This is a genomic window from Clostridia bacterium (assembly GCA_034926675.1).
Taxonomy (GTDB): domain Bacteria; phylum Bacillota; class DTU025; order DTU025; family DTU025; genus JAYFQW01.
Map to the genome: position 1 here is coordinate 1 of JAYFQW010000009.1, position 21,504 is coordinate 21,504.

Genomic DNA, 21,504 nt, shown 5'->3' on the forward strand with positions numbered 1-21,504 from the left:
ATCAAACTCTCCAAAAAACCATCTCGCGATGACTCTTTCGAGTTTGTCGCGCTCTTATCTTCTCTAGTCGCCCGCAATTTCAAACTCTTGCTATCGACTTCAGGCTCCACGCTGTTTGGTTTTCAAGGAACATCCGCCGCTTTCGCGGCGCCGTAAGGTTCATCCCTGCGGCAAAGAGAATCTTACCACGCGCCGCGGGAGGTGTCAACACAAATTCGGCGCCGTGTAGAGCGCCGCAAGCAACAACTCGCTCCTGCCTCTCAGCGCCACCTGCTGACCTTACCTGGCCTCACGCAGGACTTGCGCAATCTGTGCAGAGTTGTGCTGACCGCTCGGGAAGCGCCTATTACATCCATTGGAGGGTTGCCGTATTCCTTTTTGGCTTCAGTTCGAGCCTGGAGCTATCTCGCTCCAAGATCCTGCTTCAATGACGGGAGGAGAATTACCCACTCCAAGGTCCAGGTCTCGGATTTTGTCAGCGTATTCCCCTGAAGGGAAAACCAGGTTTCCGGAGCCGTTGTAAGTGATTTTTCTGCCGACGACAACTCCCGTGAAGGCGCCATGTCCGTTGAAGACCACGTCAGATCCTGGCGCATAGATGACGGCAGCGAGAGATGGACTCCCGTTCACCACAACGCGGTCTCCGCTGCAGCAGACCACGAACTTAGTAGGATCCTCCAACGCCGCGCCTTTCGTGCTCCCATTCCACGTGAAGTCGCCATCGACGTAGAGCCTGAACGAATGGCTTCCGATGATGTTAAGCTTGACGCTCCCATTTATGGTGAAGTCGTCCTTCACATGAATCACTACGTCCGCCGCAGTGGCATCAACATTGAAGTCGCAGCTCCCGTTGATCAGGAAACTCTCGTATTCCCCGCTCTGGCTTATGTTCACAGGATCCCATCCATTGGCCCAGAGTTTGCCCCGGTATGGGAGCCCTGCAGGCGAGACGGGCAGCGGGTATTCGTACTCCTCTGGGTCGACTTCCACCGACTCGAAGTGCTCCTTGACCCTGTTCCTGATACCTTCAACGTTGGCCTCCGGTCGGACCCGCAGGGCGCCATCAGCAAATAGGGATCCGTTGGTCAGCACTGCGTCGGATGTGAGCCCTTCGGTGTGCATGTCGCCAGTTATGTTGCCTGAGCCGTTCAACGTGATGCCCCATGGCTGTGTGGAAGTAGCCGACACAAGAAACCGCAGGTTGCTGCCATGCGGCCTCAGCGTCACCTGCACCAGCCTTGTCCTTCCGCCGGCACGGCCTTCCGCCTTGACAATAGTGCGGTTCTCTGCGGGCTCAGACACCCACACTCGGAAGGAGGTGGGAGTTCCCAGGCTCAGCTCTGACGGCATGAGGCCGGTCCCCGGCCCAATCCAATTGGCGCCGGCGCTGTCGATGCTAGCGCTCAGCGAAGGATAGACAGTCCGCGGAATCGAGACGCCCGCGGCCAACTTGGCCTGGGCCAGAGCGATTCCCGATTCGGCCGCGGCCAGCGCTTGTCGCCTTTGCTCCTCGAACCTGCCGGTGTTCACCGACATGAGCGACAGTTGGAGCATTCCCGCTATTGTGAGACTCAGGACGACCAGTACAACCAGCACGTACACCAGCGTGCCGCCCTTCTGATTTGCAGCAAGCCTCCTCATCGTCTCTTCACCTCACTTGGCGCGATTTCGCAGTCTGGCTCTTGTTGAATACTGGACGGTGTTTCCACTCCCCACATTCATAGTCAGGCTCACGACGTAAAACCCGCTGGCCCCGGCGAGATCTATGGACAGACTGTCAGCCATGGTCATCTGTAGCGCCGCTCCTCCGTCGGAGGAGCGGTACACGTAACCATTGCTGACCCAATAGCTTTCGGTATGAGACGAGATCGCCCCGGAATAGTGGAATTCGTATCCTCCTCCAGAGCGGACCGAGATCGACGACGCAGCGCGCATGCCCCTAAACTCGCTCCCCGAACCATCGAGTATCTCGTTTGCAGCCAGCGCAAGCCCCTGGGAGTAACGAGCTTGATTGCTCACGCGCGCGTTCGCCGACATGCCCACCTGCACATAGGTGAAGGCCGCACCCACGAGCAAGATCGCGAGAACCACGGCGATCATCAGCTCTACCAGGGTCATGCCGCTCTCGCTCGGTTTACTTGGGCGCCAACACGGAGTTGCTCGCAATGATGTCCGCACCCATGCTCACCTCCACCGTCAGGCGGTACACACCGTGCGAAGTGTCAGTGACACGATACTTGACAGAGTACTGGTTCGGAACCCATGTGTCGCTGTAAGTCATGTCTCCTTTGTTCACATTAGAGCTAAGGTTGGACGACGCTAGTTCCTCTGTGACCGATTGAAGTATCGAAACAGACTCGACCTTTGTCTTTCCGCGCTGACTCGTACCAATCCCGATCCGGATTCCGGAGTAGAAGAAGGCTCCAATGAGCCCCAAAAGGGCCACTGCCACCACTATCTCCACAAGGGTGAAGCCGTCGTCCTTGCTGAGGATCATTGGAAGCACCCCCATATGCAGTATATAATCCGTAGTATATTGAGGCTTCAATAGTAATTATTGCTCATTACCCCGCGTTCTGCAACAGCCATGAGACAAAACCGCGAGTAAGGCAAGCGCACGGCGCAGCGGGGATAGAACGCAACCGGAGGGCGAGATGACTCGCCCCCCTTCGCACTGCAATCTTCGTAGCCTCGATCGATGCCGTGGCCTGGCCTCCGGCATGACCTGCGGATTACTCTCATGTCGGCGCGTCGGCGGCCAGCCTCAATCCTCCAGATCATCCTCGCTCTTCGGTGACACGCGAGCTATTGAGACCACCTGGTCATCTGGCTCAAGGTTCATCACCTTCACGCCCTGGGTATCCCGGCCCATCACAGGCACGTCGGATATCTGGAACCTGATCACGTAGCCCGACGTAGTCATCAACATGAGCTCGTTTTCATCACGGACCAGCTTCACCCCGACTATGCTTCCAGTCTTCGGAGTCAGGCGGAGCGCCTTCAGCCCTTTTCCGGCCCTGCGCTGCGGGCGGTAGTCAACCACTGGAGTGCGCTTTCCATAGCCGTTATTGGTTATCACCAGGACGTCCGCGTTATCTCGCGCGATGTCCATCCCTACCATCACGTCATCCCGGTCGAGATCGATGCCTCGCACACCAGCGGCAGTCCTGCCCATCGCCCTTACTTCGCAGTGATGGAATCTAATTGACATCCCGTCCCTCGTTACGAGGAGTATCTCGTCATCCCCCTCCGCAAGTTTCACTGAGATCAGTTCATCGTCAGGCGCAAGGGAGATTGCGATTATGCCAGTCTTCCGTATGGCTGCGAAATCCGTGAGCGATGTCTTCTTCACAGTGCCCTTTCTGGTAGCCATCGTCACGAACACGTCGTCTACGAATTTCGATACAGGCACTACAGTAGTGACCGACTCCCCCGGATCGAGGTTAATGAGGTTCACGATGGCCGTGCCCTTTGCCTGCCTCTGCGCCTCCGGAATCTCATAGCCCTTCAGGGAGTAGACCTTCCCCTTGTTCGTGAAGAACAAGATGGTGTCGTGGGTGTTAGTCACGAACAGGTTCTCAACGAAGTCCTCTTCACGGGTTGCCATCCCGGTAACCCCCCGTCCTCCCCGTCGCTGCGACTTGTATGTGGTCACTGGGAGGCGCTTGATGTACCCGCTGTGGCTCATGGTGACGACCACATCTTCCCGGGCGATAAGATCCTCCATTTCGATCTCGCCAAAGACCTCGGTAATCTCGGTTCTGCGCGGATCACCATACTTGTCTCTGATCTCGACCATTTCCTTCTTGATCACGCCGAGGAGGAGGGTCTCGCTTCCGAGTACCTCACGGAGGCTTTGGATCAGGGCGAGGATCTCAGCGTACTCCTGTTCTATCTTTTCACGCTCAAGCCCGGTGAGGCTCTGCAGGCGCATCTCAAGGATCGCCGTGGCCTGCCGTTCCGAGAGCCCGAACCTTTGCATTAGGGCCTCGCGGGCGGTATCCCGGCTCCGCGATGCACGGATGAGCGCGATTATCTCGTCGATGTGGTCCAGAGCGATGCGCAGACCTTCCAGGATATGGGCGCGATCTTCCGCCTTGGCGAGTTCAAACTGGGTTCTGCGAGTCACCACATCCTCCTGGTGGGCGATGTAGTGCTGAAGCACCTGCTTCAGGTTGATAACTCGGGGTTCGTTGTTCACCAGCACCAACATGATGACGCCAAACGTGCTCTCCATGGGCGTATGCTTGTAGAGCTGGTTGAGGACTACATTGGCATTGGCGTCTCGTCGGAGTTCCACAACTACCCTAAGGCCTTCACGATCCGACTCATCGCGGAGATCGGTGATTCCATCGATCGTGCGGTCGCGCGCAAGTTCCGCGATTTTCTCCACGAGTTTCGACTTGTTCACCTGGTAAGGCAGTTCGGTAACGACGATTCGCTGCCTTCCGCCGTTCATCGGCTCGATCCTGGCCTTGGCGCGCACCTTTATGCTGCCGCGTCCGGTGTGGTATGCGTCCCGTATCCCTTGAGCGCCCAGGATCACCCCGCCTGTGGGGAAATCAGGCCCCTTGATGTGCTCCGCAATGTCGTCAATTGTCGCCTCGGGGTTATCGATGAGAGCTATGGTCCCATCGATGACCTCAACGAGGTTGTGCGGTGGTATGTTCGTGGCCATGCCCACTGCGATCCCAGCCGATCCATTCACGAGCAGCTGCGGAAAACGCGACGGAAGCACGGTGGGTTCCTTCAGGGATTCGTCGAAGTTGGGAGTAAAATCCACCGTATTCTTCTCGATATCCGCTAGCATCGCAGAGGCGAGTTTCGCCATTCTGACCTCGGTGTATCTCATGGCAGCTGCGGGATCCCCATCAACTGAGCCAAAGTTCCCATGGCCGTCAATGAGCATGCACCTCATGGAGAATGGCTGAGCCAGCCTGACCATGGTGTCGTAAATGGCAGTGTCGCCGTGGGGATGGTACTTGCCCATCACTTCGCCGACAACCGTAGCCGATTTCCGATACTGCTTATCTGATGTGAGTCCTATATCGTACATGGCATACAGAATCCTGCGGTGGATCGGCTTGAGGCCGTCACGCACATCGGGAAGAGCCCGCCCCACAATGACGCTCATCGAGTAGAGCAGGTACGATTTGCGCATTTCATCTTCGATTTCCACCGGCACAATCTTGCCGTCTTTAAGCTCCGTCAAGCCTCAACACCTCAAACGTCGATTTGTGTGGCGAACTTGGCGTTCATCTCAATAAACTCACGCCTCGGTTCGACCTTGTCGCCCATTAGTGTGGTGAATACCTCATCAACCACGAGCAACTGCTCATCCTCTAGGTTAACCCGCAGCATGGTGCGGGTCTCCGGATTCATGGTCGTGTCCCATAGTTCCGCCGCGTTCATCTCGCCCAGACCCTTGAACCTCTGGATCGGGAGGTTGCCGCGGCCCAGCCTATCTAGGATTTCTTGCAGTTCCTGGTCGCTGTAAGCGTAGTGCTCCTTCTTGCCCTGCTTCACCATGTACAGCGGGGGCTGAGCAATGAACACATTGTTGTTCTCAATGAGCGGCCTCATGAATCTGAAGAAGAACGTCAGCAGAAGCGTCCTGATGTGAGCTCCATCGACGTCTGCGTCTGTCATGATCACGACCTTGCCGTAGCGAAGCCTCGACATGTCGGCGTCTTCGCCGATCCCCGTTCCAAGGGCGGTAATCATCGCCCTGATCTCAGCATTTGCCAGGATCTTGTCGGTCCTGGCCTTCTCCACATTGAGGATTTTCCCTCGAAGCGGCAGTATAGCTTGGAATCTTCGGTCGCGTCCGTCTTTCGCGGAGCCGCCTGCTGAATCCCCCTCCACGATGTAAAGCTCACACAGAGCAGCATCTTTCATGGAGCAATCCGCCAGTTTGCCAGGGAGGGGAGACACCTCTAGGGCCGACTTTCGTCGTGTGAGTTCCTTGGCTTTCCGCGCCGCCTCCCGGGCCCTTGCCGCAGACACGCACTTGTCGACGATCTTGCGAGCGGCAGCAGGGTTCTCCTCGAAGTAAACCGAGAGCCCCTCCGACACAACCGAATCGACGATTCCCTTGATCTCGCTGTTTCCGAGCTTGGCCTTTGTCTGCCCCTCGAATTGCGGATTCTCCATCTTCACACTCAGGACCGCTGTTAGCCCCTCGCGGACATCATCGCCAGAGAGGTTATCATCGCTCTCCTTGAGAACCCCCACCTTGCGCGCGTAGTCGTTTATCGATCTGGTAAGGGCAGATCGGAAACCCGAGAGGTGAGTCCCACCGTCGGTGGTATTCACGTAATTGGCGAAGCATGGTGTGTTATCGCTGTACCCGTCGTTGTACTGGAGCGCTGCCTCCACCGACACGCGATCCAGCTCTTTGGCGATATATATGACATCAGGATGGATTGGATCCTTCGCCTTGTTGATGTACTCGACAAAAGACCGTATGCCGCCATCGTACTTGAACGTCTGTTCGTGCCCGTCTCTCTCATCGATCAGGGCGATTCCCACCCCTGCGCTGAGGAACGCGAACTCTCTCAGGCGAAATGCCAGAGTATCGAAACTGTACTCCAGCGTTTCGAACACGAGCGGATCCGGCCGAAATCGGATGATTGTGCCGCTGCCTTCTGCGTCGCCGATCACTTTGAGCGGCGCCACCGGCGTCCCGCGTCGGTACTGCTGATAGTGCAGCTTCCCATCGCGCTTCACCCACACTTCGAGCAGTTCCGAGAGGGCGTTTACCACAGAGACGCCCACACCATGGAGGCCGCCTGATACGCGATAGCCTCCTCCTCCGAACTTGCCCCCTGCGTGAAGGATTGTCATAACCACCTCAAGCGCCGACTTGTGCTCTTTGGGGTGGATGTCCACGGGAATTCCGCGGCCGTTGTCCTCCACTTTCACCGACCCATCTGATCCAAGGGTCACAGTGATGGTGTCACACACGCCAGCCAGGGCTTCGTCTATACTGTTGTCTACTACCTCGTATACCAGATGGTGCAGACCACGTTCATCAGTGCTCCCGATGTACATGGCTGGGCGCTTGCGAACCGCCTCGAGCCCTTCCAACACCTGGATCTGGTCGGCGTTATAGTTAGCATGATTGCTTGCTCCGTTCGGGTTCTCCAAGAACATACCTCCCTGCAGTCAGGCCCGGTGAAAAGAGACGCCGTGGCGCACGGCGCGCCACGGCGCACACCATATCAATTATACCATTTTTAGGCTGTGCCGTCTTCTCCGAAGTCTGGAGATCCACTACACCTTCCGCAGATAGTGGGCGGCGCCACCGGGCAGAGGTAGATCAGTTTGGTCGTCACTACCACGGCCTTAGCATTCCCATCGGAGAGATCCACAACCTTCTTGTCTCTCGCCGCAGCTTTCATGAACTGACGCACCGCGCTAGATCTAGCGATGGATTCGCCTTCGAGCACCGCAACTACCTCCTCGGAATCTATCACGACGTCACCGCCTAGGAAGAGGTACATGCACCGGACCTCCTTCTTTGCGAAAGCTCAGCCCGGCAGTGCTCTCCACCACCGTCAGCCTGCATCGATGCTTCTGCCCGCTCACCTCGACAGGCTCAAGTAGGGCTCGTATTCGCGGCCGATGGCCGTCGCAGCAGTCTCACGGTCAATCTCCTCAGGGGATTTCCCCGTCGCTAGCATCGCGATAGACTGTGCCAACAGCCTTAACTGCATCCTTCCCTCAGGCATCGCCTCAGCGCCCTGCGCGACGAGCGCTAGTATCTCCCGGCGAAACTCTACTCCTGCCGCTGCCCTTGCCACCGAAATGTCGTCGGCAAGCGCCTTTGGCGACAGGTAAGCTATCTGCTCATTGGAAAGCCATGGCTCCCTGCGAAGAATGGCGATCACATCGCGGGACGATGGAGATAGGTTGGAAAGCAGCCACACTCGGCGCTGCATGTCTGCTAGCAGGAGCCTCTCGAACTTGGCTCGGATACCCGGGTCGGCTATGGGTTCCGAGGCCTTCAAGACCTCAACCATTGCAGCGGATTCGAGACTGACATCAAGCCACGGAGGCTTTGTCTGTGCCTCTTTGCCGTCTGCGACGTCCTCGAGTTCAGGATCGATTCTCACCTGGCCAGTGTGGAAGCGGACGTCGGCAATCGCGTCTCCGCCCACGACGGAGTTTATCTTCCTGAGGAGCTGGCTCTTGAGCATCGCGAGTTGTTGAGTCCATACTGAAGACTCCACGGTGACATGCATGACCCTGGCCCGCACCAGGGTAGCTCGGGAGAGGCACCTTATCCCTGGAGCGATCTCCTCGTTCCACGCGTCCATCGCATGAGACTCGCTAATCCTGGCGCAATAACCCATTCGGGACACCGACTCGCCAAGCACGTCACCTAACCGGCGGAGCAAACCCCGTCACCTCCCCCGCATGTATCTGGAACACCCTGGCGCTCCCGGGCATCATCCTTATGGCATCAGGCTCAACACTCGTCACCAGGGTCTGATGCCTGCCAACCACCTCGCTCAGAAGGTGCGCACGCCTCACCTCATCGAGTTCAGACAGGACATCATCTAGGAGGAGGACCGGTTCATCGCCAACCCGAGACCTGATGAACTCCACCTCGGCCATTTTCACCGACAAGACCGTGGACCTCTGCTGGCCCTGGGATCCGAAGGACGCCACATCCATCCCGTCAATTTCGAACACGAGATCATCACGGTGCGGCCCTGCCAGGGTAACACAGCGAGCTAGTTCTGCCCGTCGCAATTCCTTGAGGCGTGCGCGGAACAACTCTGCGATCGCGCTTACTGATGCCGAGCATTCAAGGGGAATGGACGGAACGTACCGCATTGTTAGTATCTCTTTAGTTCCGGTTATCTTCCTGTGCGCGATCCTGCCGAGCACTGCCAGGCTCTCTATAACCTCGGCCCTGCGCGCAGTTATCCTAGATCCAGCATCAACGATCTGCTCATCCCAGGCCTCGAGAAGATCTCCAATTCGGTTGCCGCCGCTCGCACCGAATCCAGAGGCTTTTGCACCTGCCGCCGCCTGCTTGAGAAGTGCGTTCCTCTGGGAAACGGCCTTCGCGTAGGTGCTGACCCAACTTCTGTATGTCGGGCTGATCTGTGAGATTTCAAGGTCGAGGAACTTTCTTCTGTCGGCGGGTGATCCTTTCACCAGAGCAAGGTCATCTGGGGTGAACATCACCACGTTGAGGTAAGATGACAGTTCCGCAGCTCGGACCCTCTCGCATCCGTTCAGCCTGACAAGCCTCTGCCCGGTGTGGGAGAAGCTCACCTCAAGACTCATTGGAACAGGCTTGCGCTCGATTGATGCACATATCCGGAAATGTGACTGCCCCCATCGGATGAGCTCCGCATCGCGAGAAGCACGGTACGATCTCCCCGCCGATGCTACATACACGGCCTCTAGAAGGTTAGTCTTTCCCTGAGCGTTTCTTCCGAGGAACAGGTTCAACCCAGAATCAAGCTTGGCCGACACCTGCGCGTAGTTCCGGAAATCGGTCAGCTCAAGGCTACTCACCCACAACGTTCTTCACTCATTCCGCTGCGGCAATGAAGCCACTGCCACCTGCACCGATAGTCCGTTGAAGCCGAATACATCTCCTGCACGAAGCTTCTTTCCCCGTCTGGTTTCGACGACCCCGTTCACTGTCACCCTCTCCGCGAGGATGGCCGTCTTGGCCTCTCCGCCTGAACCCACCATACTAGCAAGTTTCATCGCCTGGTCGAGCGTTATGTAATCAGTGGTGATCGCAATGCTCCTATCCTGTGCCATAGCTTTATGAAAGAGACGTCACGGGCATCACGAGATACGTATAACTCGGATCCGTGTCGTCCTTAACGACCATTGGATGCTTGAAGCTTATGTAACCAAGAGAGACATCATTTCCGTCGAGAACCCTCAGGACATCTCGAAGGTAACGGGCGCGGAGAGCAACAGTCACATCGGCGTGGCCAACCATGGATACGGGGATATCCTCGGTGGCCTCACCTATCTCAGGAGTGTTGGCTGAGATGGTGAGGAAGCCCGATGCCATGCCCTCATCCCCAGTGTATACCATCTTGATGGCAGATAGCTCGTCTTTGCACAGAAGCGATACTCGGTCGATGGATTCGAGCAGCTGTAGACGGTCACACATGATCCTCGCCGGGATGCTCTGTGGAAAGACCTGCTTGTAGTTGGGGAACTGCCCCTCAAGCAGACGAGTGACGTATGTTGTGCTTCCGGTCCGGAACATGGCGTGCCTCTGCGTGACCGAAACGGCCACTTGTCGATCACCATCCGCGTTCAGGTTCTTCTCCACCTCGATAAGGGTCTTGCTTGGGACTATCACACCCACACCCGAATCAACAGGGATGGATGCTGGCATCGTGCGGTGCGCTAGCCGAAACGAATCCGTGGCCACCATGGTTATCAGCTCTCGCTCGAAAAGAGTGTAGACGCCTTTCATGAGAGCTCTGTTGTCATCGGCCGCAGCCGCGGGCGACACCTTCCGAATCATGGTCTTGAACTCACCCTCAGGCAACGACCAGGACTCTGCGGCAGAGATCTCGGGAAGTGCAGGAAACTCCTCTGCAGGCATCGTTTTGACGCTGAAGTTGGCTCTATCGGAGGTGATCTCGACAGCTCTCACATCCTCCCGATACTCCAGAACCACTTCCGTATGGGGAAGCCTCCGCGTGATGTCAGCCAGGTATCTGGCTGGGAGCACCATCGCGCCTTCCCTCTCGATAGTCACTGGTATGTAGGTCTCGATCCCGAGGTCAAGGTCGTACGCTACAAGCCTGAGCCCTTGTGAGCAGGTTTCCATCAGAATTCCCGAGAGAACAGGGATGGTCGCCTTAGGTGATACAGCCTTGAGTACGGTTTGAACCCCTGATAACAGAGCCACCTTGGAACAGGATACCTTCATGCGCGCAAACCTCCCGGCCTACAGAGTCTTGAGTTCTAATTAACGGACTATACGAGTACATAGGTACATTCCGTAGTAGTAGTAGACGGGGCTGTGGAAACCTGGATAAGTCGCTTATTGCCTGCTACAGGCCATTTTAAGGCTGTGGACAGCCTGTGGATGAAAAATGGACGAAAAGGAGAGTTGTCCCCACTAATCCACAGCTGACAGTACCGTCCACAAAGTACCAACACGTAACCAACAGCCTATCCACCAACTTATCAACAACGGCCCTGAGCTGGTGTTTGTCTCATCCATTCTGGAGCCTTGCGATGATTTCCTTAACCGTTAAGCTCAGCGCCTGATCTGCCTTAATGTCCTGCTGGATCTTCTCGCACGCGTGTATCACCGTTGTGTGATCTCTGCCCCCGAACCCCTCACCTATCTTCGGAAGAGATAACTCCGTAAGCTCACGGCAGAGATACATGGCCACTTGCCTCGGCATGGACACGGTTCTTACCCTACTCCTGGCTCGCATTTCGGACACTTCGAGGCTATAGTAATCTGCCACCGTGCGCTGTATCAGCTCCACTGAGATCTGCTTTGGCCGTGATGACGGAAGCATGTCCTTGAGGACTTCCGCTGCGAGCTGCGGGGTGATCTCCCTGTTGTTGAGGGCGGCAAAAGCAGTAACACGAATGAGAGCTCCCTCAAGCTCTCGTATGTTTGAATGAATCTGGCCTGCCACGTACACCAGGGCATCGTTTGGGACATCCATCTGCTCCGACGCTGCTTTCTTCTTGAGAATCGCGATCCTGGTTTCCAGATCAGGCGCCTGGATATCAGTGATCAGGCCCCACTCGAAACGAGACCGAAGCCTACTTTCCAGGGTCGCTATTTCCTTTGGAGGACGATCGGAGGAGATGACTATCTGCTTGCCCGCCTCATACAGAGTGTTGAACGTGTGAAAGAACTCCTCCTGCGTGCGTTCTTTTCCAGCCAGGAACTGAATATCGTCGATCATGAGGAGGTCCACGCTTCTGTACCTGCCGCGGAACTCGACTGTTCTATCATACCTGATTGCATGTATAAGATCGTTTGTGAACTGCTCACACGGAACGTATACGACCCGGGCCGAGCTGTTTTGCCCAAGAACATGGTGGCCGATTGCCTGCATGAGGTGGGTTTTGCCGAGGCCCACACCTCCATATATGAATAGAGGGTTGTACGCCTTGCCAGGTGCATCAGACACTGCGAGCGCGGCCGCGTTGGCGAAGTGGTTCGAATTGCCCACGACGAACGACTCGAATGTGTATTTCGGATTGAGGATAGCATCTGGAACCTCGTCCATTGACCTGGATTCCGGGGAGTTCTTCTGGCCTTGAACTCCGGAGGATGCAGATGCTCTGCCCGGTACAGATGATCCGGATGATGATCCAGTCGACGGCCTGGAGTGCATCGCTGCGGAAGATCCGGAGTATGAATCCGCAGAGGAGGCCCCCGACGTTCCGCTGAAGCCCTCGGGCGCCGTGTGAACGGCAGGGCTGTTCTCGTATCCTGCACCTGCTGATTCGTTGCCGAACGTTTGCTTTTCCCTATTGGTCTCGGAGGACTGATTCGACCCTCTGCGCGCTACGAACCGTATTCTGATGTCCCTGCCAGATAGGGATCTTAAGACTTCAGACAGCAAAGCCGAATACCTGGATTCAAGCCAATCACGTGCGAATTCGTGTGGGACTTCGACGACAAGGGTGTCGTCAGACAGCGACAGCGGTGTGCTGCTCCTGAGCCAAGCGTCAAAGCTGGGCCTGGAAAGCTCATTCTCGAGCACACGCAGCACGTCAGTCCACACCGCGTTTAGATCGTCAGGCAATTCGTTATCCCTCACTTGAAGATGTAGCCGAGGAAGTCAATACCCCTCTTGGTAAGCCTGCGTTTCCCACCATCAAGGCCCTCGACGAGGCCGAGTTCCTCGAGTGTGACCAGGTCTCTGTATGCTGTGGACAAACTGATCTCCAACTCCTTCGTGACAGTAGAAGGCCCGATCTCTCCCATCTCCGCTATGAGAAGAAACACCTTCTTCTGGCGTGCGGAGAGTAGAGAATCGAGTGTATCGTTTGATGGAGCCGACGACTCATCCTGCCTTTTGTTCGACTGAGCAGAAGCCGAATCCTGCTTCAGCAGCCCAGTGGCGGCAGTCCCGTCCGGGGATATGTTATCCAAATCCGAGCAAGGGGATGCCCCCGCTCCCTTCGAAAGAGATGCTGGAGGCCCATCTCTCCTAGGCGGCGCCCCTTCTGGGGAGGTCGCTGCCAAATCGCCAACATCAAGCTGATAGTGTTGTTGCGACGTCGACGTGAGCGCCGGCTTTGATCTGGTTTCTACCTGTTGGCAAGGATGGCGCTGGGCAGATGGCGAGGAGCCGGCCTGCTCCGTTCCAGACAAGCGCACTTCACTCTGCTCTGCCCCCGTTCTGCCCGGAATGGCGAAATCCGCCGTTTCTTCAGGGGCAGAATGAGCAGGCATTTGCGCAATGGGCCTATGGGCGCCGCCTGGTTCTAGGCGCTGACTCGCACGCTGGTCGTGGTGATCAAGCCCTGATCGAACAGGAGTAGGATGATTACAGATGGCTGAGAGGGTGACCACTGAGCCATGGCCTAGGTTGTCTTCGATTGTAACAGATCCACCTGATGACTCCAGAGATTCGCGCACTATCGGCAGACCAGATCCGACACCTTTGATGCGTCGCTTCATGCTTCCCGACGCTGTAGTGAAACCTGGAAGGAAAGCGCGCTCCTTGTCGGGGATTCCGGGTCCATGGTCGGATATCCGAACCACATTTCCGTCAGGCATCACTGTGATGACGGCATCCGCGAAACTGGCATGGATCAGATTCTCTACGGCCTCGCGGAGTACGACGAAAGGAATGAGCCCGCCCTTTTCTCGGCAGAGAGAATACACTTTCGAGCTCACAAGCTCAACGAACTCGGGAAAATCGTCGGAATCAAGGTCGATGGTGCGCGGAAGTGCTGAAAGCGAATCATAAGCTGCTATACGCACTGTATACGAAGCCCTGACTTCCTCGGTTTCGGGTGCAGTAATGCTAACGTCCAGCTTAGGCTGGGCGTTTGAATTGACGCTGCCTCCGAATAGCCGTTTGAACCAGGACATTGAGCATTCCTCCGAACACGGGAACCGGCGCGACCGTCATTTCATCCACAGGCTATCCACAGGAAACTGTGGATAACTCGAACTGCAGGCAGTGAGGTTCGAAATTGGTCGACAATTCCGCAGTATTCTACGAAACCTGCTACAGCCGGTGCGAACTTTCTCGAAATGGACTTTCCTTTGCGGAGAGTTATCCACAACGTTTTCCACAGCTGTTGAAAAGTCAAGACGCGCTACCCCGCTGTTGCTATTCTCAACAGGTAATCAACAAGTATTCCACAGGCGCCTGTGGATATCCTACCGCAGCAAGACCCGGGGGAACACCTGTTTTGCGCAGCATACACAGTGTTCGGACGCGTTTCACACTTATCCACAAGCGTTTCCGAAAAGCACCCTGCCGGTACATGGGCTGTGGATGAGAATCCACGCTCTGCCCACAGGTTATCCACACACATATCCACAGTCTGTGCATAAAGCCGCTCACAACTGGGGATAATCACTTATGAATCTGTCCATGAATGAAAACTCCCGTTCTTCGTACACAACATAATACCAGAGCGGAGAATGAGGGTGCAACGGGAACTGGAATTACCTGAAAAGGATCTGTGGATATCTTGTCTGCTTGGCGCATCATAACACTGCCTCGTGAAACGCGCCTCCCCTTTTCACCGCGGCTTCTTGTGTGATCCCTAAGGAAATGAGGCACGCAACAGGGCAGGGCCTATCTTGACACCCCATGGGGCCTAGCATATAATTTACGCGGTGTACTTTCGGTAGGCTTGCCAGGGAGGATAGTGTAATATGAAGCGCACATACCAGCCTAAGGTCAGGCATCGGAGCAAAGTCCACGGGTTCCTTGAGCGGATGAGCACGCCGGGTGGTCGTAATGTGATCAAACGCAGAAGGGCAAAGGGCCGCAAGCGGCTCACGGCCTAAGGCGGGGCGCCAGTACTTTCTATGCCGTCGTGCGACGGCTTTTCCTTTCGTACGTGTTCTTTGTGCATGGGAGGCCCTGAAGTGAGATACGAGAGCTTGCGTCGGAGTTCCGAATTCCGCAGGGCTTTCCGGGAAGGGCGATCGGTGGCCGGGGACTACGTGGTGGTGCACGCTGTTCCGAACGGATTGTCCACCGTGCGCACGGGCTTCCCTGTCACAAAGAAGCTGGGCGGCGCTGTGGTTCGGAACAGAGTGCGAAGGCTGCTCCGGGAGGCGGTCCGTCTGGCAGAGGGGATCCCGAGCTCGGGGTATGATATGGTCATTATCCCTCGTCGGCGCACGGCAGGTCCGGATGTCAAATGCCCAGAAGTTGCCTTCGACCTAGAACGCGTGCTTTGCAGGCTTGCGCTCAAGGAGCCTCTGTATCAAGGCCCAGCTGAACAGGATCCTGCTCCAGAGGGAGATGTCAAGAGGTGAAATGCGTGGAGCTGTTTCTCATCCGCGTGTACCGCATGTACATATCGCCTCTTAAGCGGGGCCCGTGCTGTCGTTTCGTGCCCACGTGCTCCCAATACGCCGAGGAGGCAATCGTGAAGCATGGAGTGGCTGTTGGAACATGGCTGGCTCTGCGTCGACTGTTCAGATGCCACCCGTTCAGCAAAGGCGGATACGACCCAGTGCCGTAGATAACGCCTACGCGTTGGGTTCTGCCGCGCGTGGATCCGAAAGGGGGACCCGGTATATTGAGCATTACAGGCATAGTTCAGAGCATTCTGCGGTTCTTCGCAGATCTCACAGGCAGTCCTGCCTGGGCCATAATCATCGTGACAGTGTTGCTGAAAGTGATGCTCCACCCACTCACTGTCAAGCAGATCCGAGTCATGGAACAGATGAAGGAAATCGCGCCCAAGCAGAAAGCGCTTGAGGAGAAGTACAAGGGACAGCCCCAGGAATATCAGCAGCGTGTGGCTGAGCTGTACCGAGATAACAAGATCAACCCCATGGCAGGGTGTCTGCCGATGCTCATTCCGTTGCCCGTTCTCATAGTGCTCTTCAGAGTATTGCAGGATAAGGCGTTTGTGGGCGGACTTAAAGGTGGTGCGCTCGGGTTTTTGTGGATGAAGGATCTGGCGACTCCTGATCCATGGATTCTTCCTATTCTATCGGGCGTGACTACTTGGATGTCGATGAGGCAGACGGCGACTGACCCATCGCAGAAAGCAACCACGATCATCATGCCTGTCATGCTTGGCTGGTTCACCATGAAAATGCCTGCTGGCGCTGCGATCTACTGGGTCGTCACGAACATTGTGAGCATAGCCCAGCAGTGGATCATTCAGCGGCAACTGGTTGCGTCTAAGAAGGGAGTCAGCTAGATGGAATGGATAGAGGCGACCGGAAAGACCGTCGATGAGGCAGTCAAATCCGCTCTCTCCACGCTCGGCCTAGCCAAAGAGGCCGTCGAGGTGGAAGTGATAGACCGTGGTTCACGGGGAATCCTTGGATTCGTCGGAACACGGCATGCCAGAGTCCGCGTGGCCCCGGTGGCCAAGACCGCGGAGCCGCCGTCAGGGAAGAGCGTTGCCCCGGACAAGGCCGACAGGCCGGAGAAGCTGAGGTCAGTCGATGACAGGGCGCAGGCTGGCCCTGCAGGTCGTGCAGGTGGGTCCAGAATAGGCGCTGGAAACACAGTGCGGGCAGGTGAAGGAGAGCCATCCCGTCCATCAGCGCCCTCAGGTGCGGTTCGGAGCGCCGTCATTCCAGCTGAGGATGGCGAGGTTGATGGCGGTCGCGGCTTTCTTGAGAAGCTCATATCCATCATGGGACTGCATGCAACCGTCACTGAGCGCGGTGGTGATGAAGTGACCGTGCTTGACGTGCAAGGCAAGTCCCTAGGGGCACTCATAGGCCGGCATGGGGAGACCCTCGACGCAGTGCAGTATCTGGTTAACCTGGCTGCAAACAAGAATGCTCGCGTCTCAGGCGAATCCGGACGCGCTAGGTATGTTGTCGATGTTGCAGGGTATCGCCAGAAGCGCGAAGAGGCTCTGCAGGACATGGCGCGCGAGATCGCCGCGAAGGTCGTAAGGGACCACAAGAGCCAGGCTCTGGAACCCATGTCCGCCCTGGAGAGGCGAGTGGTCCACGTTGCCCTTCAGGGCGTCGGGGGGGTTTCCACCCATTCAGAAGGGCGTGAACCTTACAGACGCATAGTCATATCGCCGCTCCTGGCCCAGCAGGGCGCTGAGGGCGTCGAGGATATGTAGCATGCGCTCCGGGGCGCGGAATGCTAGAGTGTGTGCGTGTTTCTGTAACACGCACTTTCTTTTATGCTAAGGGTATTGTCGAGATGAGGTCGCGAAGTTCCCCGTGCTGAAGCGCCAGGGTTTACGCCTAGACGATTGACGAAATGGGTACGCGCGGCCTCCAGTGAATGAGCGAGGTCGAGGCCTCGAGGCAGGCTGCGCTTGATGCCGAGGAGGTGCTCCCATGGGTGACTCCGACACAGTCGCGGCGATCTCCACTCCGCCGGGAGTCGGAGGGATCGCGATAATCCGCATTTCCGGCGCGAATACGTTCCCCATTGTCGACAAGCTCTTCAGACCAGGCCGGAAGGACCGTTCCGCGCCTACAGAGGCGATCAAGCCGGGATCGAGATGGCGTGCGAGATACGGCCGGGCATTTGGCCAAGATGGCGAGTTCATTGATGAGGTCATACTGCTTACCATGCCGTCTCCTTTATCTTACACCAGAGAGGACGTGGCTGAGATCAGCTGCCACGGCGGAACGGCTGTCGCCCGGGGAGTGCTCAAAGCGGTTCTGGATGCTGGGGCGAGACATGCCGAACCGGGTGAGTTCACGAAGAGAGCGTTTCTTAACGGTCGAATAGACCTATCGCAGGCAGAGGCGGTACTTGAGATGGTGAACTCCCGCACTGAGCGAGCCAGGCGCGCCGCGTCGGAGTTCATGTCGGGAAATATAGGCGGGGGACTACTTGCGTCGAGGGCCGAGATAGCCGACTTGATGACCAGAATAGAGGCGTCTCTCGACTTCCCGGAGGACGACATACCCGGTGTTGAACTCGAAGAGATCGCCGCTAGAGCTTCGGAGATCGCGGCTGAGCTTGAGAACGCGACGAATGAGGCCTTGAGAGGACGCATCCTATGGGAAGGGACGTCGGTGGCAATCGTCGGCCGCCCAAACGTGGGAAAATCCCGCCTGCTCAATGCGCTGCTCCGGGAAGAACGGGCCATTGTTTCGGAGAGTCCGGGGACTACTCGAGACACTGTGTCGGAAGTTGCCAGCATCAATGGGATCCCAGTTCGATTGGTGGATACCGCCGGACTAAGGCAGTCGGAAGACCCGGTGGAGCGGATAGGAGTCGAGCGGGCGCGTACTGCCCTGGCAGAAGCTGAGATCGTGTTGGCTGTGATCGATGGATCGGTGGCGGTTTCCCCGGACGATAGGGAGATCCTATCATGCACACCCCAGGCCGGCACGGTAGTTGTGGTGAACAAGTCGGATCTCTCCCAGGCTGTGGTCGAATCTGAGCTGGCTCTGATTTCCGGGCCGAGGCCAGTAGTTCACACGTCGGCCGTAACCGGAATGGGCATTACCCGGCTTGAACATGCCATTGAGGAAATGGTCCTTTCGAGAGTGTCGGGAGCGGCGGGCGCAGGGGAAACCGATGGCTTCAGCTCCAGAAGGTCTGATTGCCTCAGAAGAGCGGCAGCTGCACTCAGAGATGTCAGGCAGGGGGCGCGCGACGGCATGCCCCCCGACATGCTGTCGATAGACCTTCGAGCTGCAGCTGACGCCCTAAGCGAGCTGACCGGGGCCACCACAAGAGAGGACATCATCAATCGAATCTTCGAGCAGTTCTGCATCGGCAAGTGATATGTGCCCGGGGGTGATGGCAGAGTGGATTTCGATGTGATCGTAGTAGGGCTGGGTCACGCTGGATGCGAGGCAGCGCTAGCCTGCGCCCGCATGGGCTGCCGCACCCTAGGCCTCTCTATCAGCATGGCCAACATAGCCCAGATGTCGTGCAATCCATCGGTGGGAGGACCGGCCAAAGGGCATCTAGTTCGTGAGATAGATGCACTCGGAGGCGAGATGGGGCTCGCTGTGGATGATACATTCATGCAGATACGGATGCTCAACACGTCAAGAGGTCCGGCTGTGCAGGCTCTGCGAGCTCAAGTGGACAAGACCCACTACCATGCGAGGATGAGGCGCGCCCTAGAGGGCGAGTCGAATCTCTTCCTCAGACAAGCGATGGTTACTGGGCTGCATGTGAACGATGGGGCAGTCACCGGCGTAGGCACTGATCTTGGCGAGATCAGCGCGCCCGCAGTAGTCCTGGCAACTGGGACATATCTCGGCGGTCGGGTGTACATAGGTGAACTGAGCTATGAGTCGGGTCCAGATAGACAACCAGCATCGGCCGCTCTTGTGGGCAGCTTGGAGCGGCTCGGATTTGTTACTCGCCGTTTCAAGACAGGCACCCCGGCGCGTGTGGATGGCAGGACAGTGGATTTCGGCAAGACCATTCCCCAGTACGGAGTGGATCTGCCGCATGGGTTTTCATTCCTTAGGAAACCGCGTGTCAGGGATCAGGTGGCCTGCTACGCTACTTGGACCAGCGAGGCTACCCACGAAATCGTCAGGAGCAACCTGCATCGCGCTCCGATCTACTCCGGGGCGATCACTGGCACGGGCCCCCGGTACTGCCCATCGATTGAGACGAAGATCGTGCGCTTTCCCGAGAGAAGGCGGCATCAGGTTTACCTCGAACCGCAAGGGCGGGACACGACAGAGCTGTATGTAGCAGGGGTATCCACAAGCCTGCCAGTGGATGTTCAGGAGGAGATGCTCCAAAGCATTCCTGGGCTAGAGAATGTGCACATCATCAAGTACGGCTACGCGATAGAATATGACTGCATCGATCCCACTCAGCTATTCCCCACACTGGAGACCATGGGGATTCGCGGGCTGTACTGTGCTGGACAGATCAATGGAACGTCAGGGTACGAGGAGGCGGCCGCTCAAGGTCTGATCGCCGGGATCAATGCGTCTATCACTGCATTGAGGCCGGGCTCGCCTACTTTCGTGCCTGATCGATCTGAAGCTTACATAGGTGTGCTCATCGATGATCTGGTGTCGAGGGGCACTGACGAGCCCTACCGTCTCATGACGGCCCGCGCAGAGTATAGATTGATGCTGCGGCAGGACAATGCGGATCAACGGCTCACTCCAGCTGGTCGAAGCATCGGGCTGGTGTCCGATGATAGATGGGACAGGTTCATTGTCAAGCGGACGGCCATCGAGGCGTTCCGCGCTCGAACAGATCTTCCTCGGGATCTGTGCGGGGTTGAAGAGGAGGCGGCCAACAGCGTCCTGATAGAGAGGAAATTCGCTGGTTACATCGCCAAACAGGAGAGGCAGGTTCATGAGTTCAGGAAGCTGGAACGATGGCTGATCCCCGATGGTATCGACTACAGCCGTCTTTCCCGGCTGTCGGCCGAGGCCCGTGAGAAGCTGACCGTGGTGAGGCCCGTTTCCGTGGGGCAGGCATCGAGAGTGGTGGGAGTTTCGCCAGCAGATGTTCTGGCCCTGACTGTGCACTTACGGGAGATGGAGCTTGTGGCAGGGCACGGGATCGAAGGGGGAGACGATGAGGATGAGTGAGTTCAGGGAATATCTGGTGAGTGCAGCGGATGCAATTGGCATCAGACTGCGCCCAGATGAGGTAGACCTTTTCTGCACTTACAAGGAACTCCTCATTGAGCGGAACAAGTTGATGAACCTGACTTCGATAAAGGATGATCTGGAAATCGCGATCAAGCATTTCACGGACTCCCTAACTTGCCTGCTTGTTGCAGAGAGAGCCGAATTCGATTCAGTGATCGACATAGGCACAGGAGCGGGCTTTCCTGGGCTGGTTCTGAAGATCATGGCGCCGAGTAGCAGTGCTGTGCTGGTTGACAGTGTCGGCAAGAAGGTGAACTTCGTTCGGGACACCGCTTCTGCGTTGGGCTTGGATGGTGTTGCGGCGATCCATGGCAGGGCAGAGGAGTTGGGCCGAAATGCGGAGTATCGGGGCCAGTTCGCTCTGGCAGTGTCCAGGGGTGTCGCATCTCTTCCCGCATTATGTGAATACTGCCTGCCTTTTGTGAGGAAGGGCGGGATCTTCATTGCGATGAAAGGGCCAAAGGCTGCAGAGGAAATCGATGCGGGTGCTCGTGCCGCTGCTATCCTCGGTGGCGGGCGGCCAGAGATCACAAGGCTGACTCTTCCATACGGGGCAGGTGAGCGAATGCTGGTCGTCATCACGAAAGAGCAGGCCACGCCGAATGGTTACCCGCGCAAGACGGGAGCACCGGAGAAACAACCACTCGGTTTGCGTGTGCAGAGACCCGAAAAATCACCCTCTTCCAGCCCCAGTAATCGCCCTCTTGGGTGAAGGACATTCCTGGAGGGCGGCGAAG

General features: G+C 56.9%; 20 protein-coding genes. 8 read left to right on the forward strand and 12 right to left on the reverse strand.

Annotation, left to right across the window (positions count from 1 at the left end; genetic code table 11):
* Positions 1–384 precede the first annotated feature (384 nt).
* The 12 genes from VB144_03705 to VB144_03760 all read right to left on the reverse strand — a co-directional run bounded on the left by VB144_03705 (position 385) and on the right by VB144_03760 (position 14,080).
* Positions 385–1,641: a hypothetical protein gene (locus tag VB144_03705; GenBank protein MEA4882764.1), complete on the reverse strand. Its 1,257-nt coding sequence runs from the start codon at positions 1,639–1,641 to the stop codon at positions 385–387.
* 12 nt (positions 1,642–1,653) lie between these two features.
* A complete protein-coding gene (locus VB144_03710; GenBank protein MEA4882765.1) occupies positions 1,654–2,178 on the reverse strand; it encodes a type II secretion system protein in 525 nt (174 codons plus the stop codon).
* The gene (locus tag VB144_03715; protein ID MEA4882766.1) at positions 2,135–2,497 is read right to left on the reverse strand and encodes a type II secretion system protein; all 363 of its coding nucleotides are present in this window, start codon (positions 2,495–2,497) and stop codon (positions 2,135–2,137) included. Before VB144_03715 ends, VB144_03710 begins: the two co-directional genes overlap by 44 nt.
* A 267-nt stretch (positions 2,498–2,764) precedes the next feature.
* On the reverse strand, positions 2,765–5,212 hold the full coding sequence (gene gyrA, locus VB144_03720; GenBank protein ID MEA4882767.1) for a DNA gyrase subunit A: 2,448 nt from the start codon (positions 5,210–5,212) through the stop codon (positions 2,765–2,767).
* Positions 5,213–5,223: 11 nt separating this feature from the next.
* The gene (gene gyrB / locus VB144_03725; protein MEA4882768.1) at positions 5,224–7,149 is read right to left on the reverse strand and encodes a DNA topoisomerase (ATP-hydrolyzing) subunit B; all 1,926 of its coding nucleotides are present in this window, start codon (positions 7,147–7,149) and stop codon (positions 5,224–5,226) included.
* Between the two features lie 89 nt (positions 7,150–7,238).
* Positions 7,239–7,505 (reverse strand): DUF370 domain-containing protein, encoded by a 267-nt coding sequence (locus VB144_03730; GenBank protein MEA4882769.1) that lies wholly within the window; start codon positions 7,503–7,505, stop codon positions 7,239–7,241.
* A gap of 81 nt (positions 7,506–7,586) precedes the next feature.
* The gene (locus VB144_03735; GenBank protein ID MEA4882770.1) at positions 7,587–8,402 is read right to left on the reverse strand and encodes a DUF721 domain-containing protein; all 816 of its coding nucleotides are present in this window, start codon (positions 8,400–8,402) and stop codon (positions 7,587–7,589) included.
* Positions 8,383–9,537: a DNA replication/repair protein RecF gene (gene recF, locus VB144_03740; GenBank protein MEA4882771.1), complete on the reverse strand. Its 1,155-nt coding sequence runs from the start codon at positions 9,535–9,537 to the stop codon at positions 8,383–8,385. Before recF ends, VB144_03735 begins: the two co-directional genes overlap by 20 nt.
* Positions 9,538–9,549: 12 nt before the next feature.
* Positions 9,550–9,792, reverse strand: coding sequence for an RNA-binding S4 domain-containing protein (locus VB144_03745; GenBank protein MEA4882772.1), 243 nt, complete (start codon positions 9,790–9,792; stop codon positions 9,550–9,552).
* A gap of 4 nt (positions 9,793–9,796) precedes the next feature.
* On the reverse strand, positions 9,797–10,930 hold the full coding sequence (gene dnaN / locus VB144_03750) for a DNA polymerase III subunit beta (GenBank protein ID MEA4882773.1): 1,134 nt from the start codon (positions 10,928–10,930) through the stop codon (positions 9,797–9,799).
* A 289-nt stretch (positions 10,931–11,219) separates the two neighbouring features.
* Positions 11,220–12,782 (reverse strand): chromosomal replication initiator protein DnaA, encoded by a 1,563-nt coding sequence (gene dnaA / locus VB144_03755; GenBank protein MEA4882774.1) that lies wholly within the window; start codon positions 12,780–12,782, stop codon positions 11,220–11,222.
* An 11-nt stretch (positions 12,783–12,793) separates the two neighbouring features.
* Positions 12,794–14,080, reverse strand: a complete 1,287-nt coding sequence (locus VB144_03760) for an ATP-binding protein (protein MEA4882775.1) — start codon at positions 14,078–14,080, stop codon at positions 12,794–12,796.
* A gap of 798 nt (positions 14,081–14,878) precedes the next feature.
* On the opposite strand from VB144_03760, the gene rpmH reads away from it, so the two are divergent.
* The 8 genes from rpmH to rsmG all read left to right on the forward strand — a co-directional run bounded on the left by rpmH (position 14,879) and on the right by rsmG (position 21,479).
* On the forward strand, positions 14,879–15,013 hold the full coding sequence (gene rpmH, locus VB144_03765; protein ID MEA4882776.1) for a 50S ribosomal protein L34: 135 nt from the start codon (positions 14,879–14,881) through the stop codon (positions 15,011–15,013).
* Between the two features lie 81 nt (positions 15,014–15,094).
* The gene (gene rnpA, locus VB144_03770; protein ID MEA4882777.1) at positions 15,095–15,490 is read left to right on the forward strand and encodes a ribonuclease P protein component; all 396 of its coding nucleotides are present in this window, start codon (positions 15,095–15,097) and stop codon (positions 15,488–15,490) included.
* Complete coding sequence (yidD, locus tag VB144_03775) at positions 15,487–15,699, forward strand: membrane protein insertion efficiency factor YidD (GenBank protein MEA4882778.1); 213 nt, start codon at positions 15,487–15,489, stop codon at positions 15,697–15,699. Before rnpA ends, yidD begins: the two co-directional genes overlap by 4 nt.
* A gap of 57 nt (positions 15,700–15,756) precedes the next feature.
* Positions 15,757–16,389 carry a YidC/Oxa1 family membrane protein insertase gene (locus VB144_03780; protein MEA4882779.1) on the forward strand — a complete coding sequence of 211 codons (633 nt, stop codon included), beginning with the start codon at positions 15,757–15,759 and terminating at the stop codon, positions 16,387–16,389.
* Entirely contained in the window at positions 16,390–17,280 is an 891-nt protein-coding gene (jag, locus tag VB144_03785; GenBank protein ID MEA4882780.1) for an RNA-binding cell elongation regulator Jag/EloR, read from the forward strand.
* A gap of 223 nt (positions 17,281–17,503) precedes the next feature.
* Positions 17,504–18,910, forward strand: coding sequence for a tRNA uridine-5-carboxymethylaminomethyl(34) synthesis GTPase MnmE (gene mnmE / locus VB144_03790; protein MEA4882781.1), 1,407 nt, complete (start codon positions 17,504–17,506; stop codon positions 18,908–18,910).
* 24 nt (positions 18,911–18,934) lie between these two features.
* Positions 18,935–20,704 (forward strand): tRNA uridine-5-carboxymethylaminomethyl(34) synthesis enzyme MnmG, encoded by a 1,770-nt coding sequence (mnmG, locus tag VB144_03795; protein MEA4882782.1) that lies wholly within the window; start codon positions 18,935–18,937, stop codon positions 20,702–20,704.
* The gene (rsmG, locus tag VB144_03800; GenBank protein ID MEA4882783.1) at positions 20,697–21,479 is read left to right on the forward strand and encodes a 16S rRNA (guanine(527)-N(7))-methyltransferase RsmG; all 783 of its coding nucleotides are present in this window, start codon (positions 20,697–20,699) and stop codon (positions 21,477–21,479) included. The genes mnmG and rsmG overlap by 8 nt, the downstream gene beginning before the upstream one ends.
* The last annotated feature ends 25 nt before the right edge of the window (positions 21,480–21,504 follow it).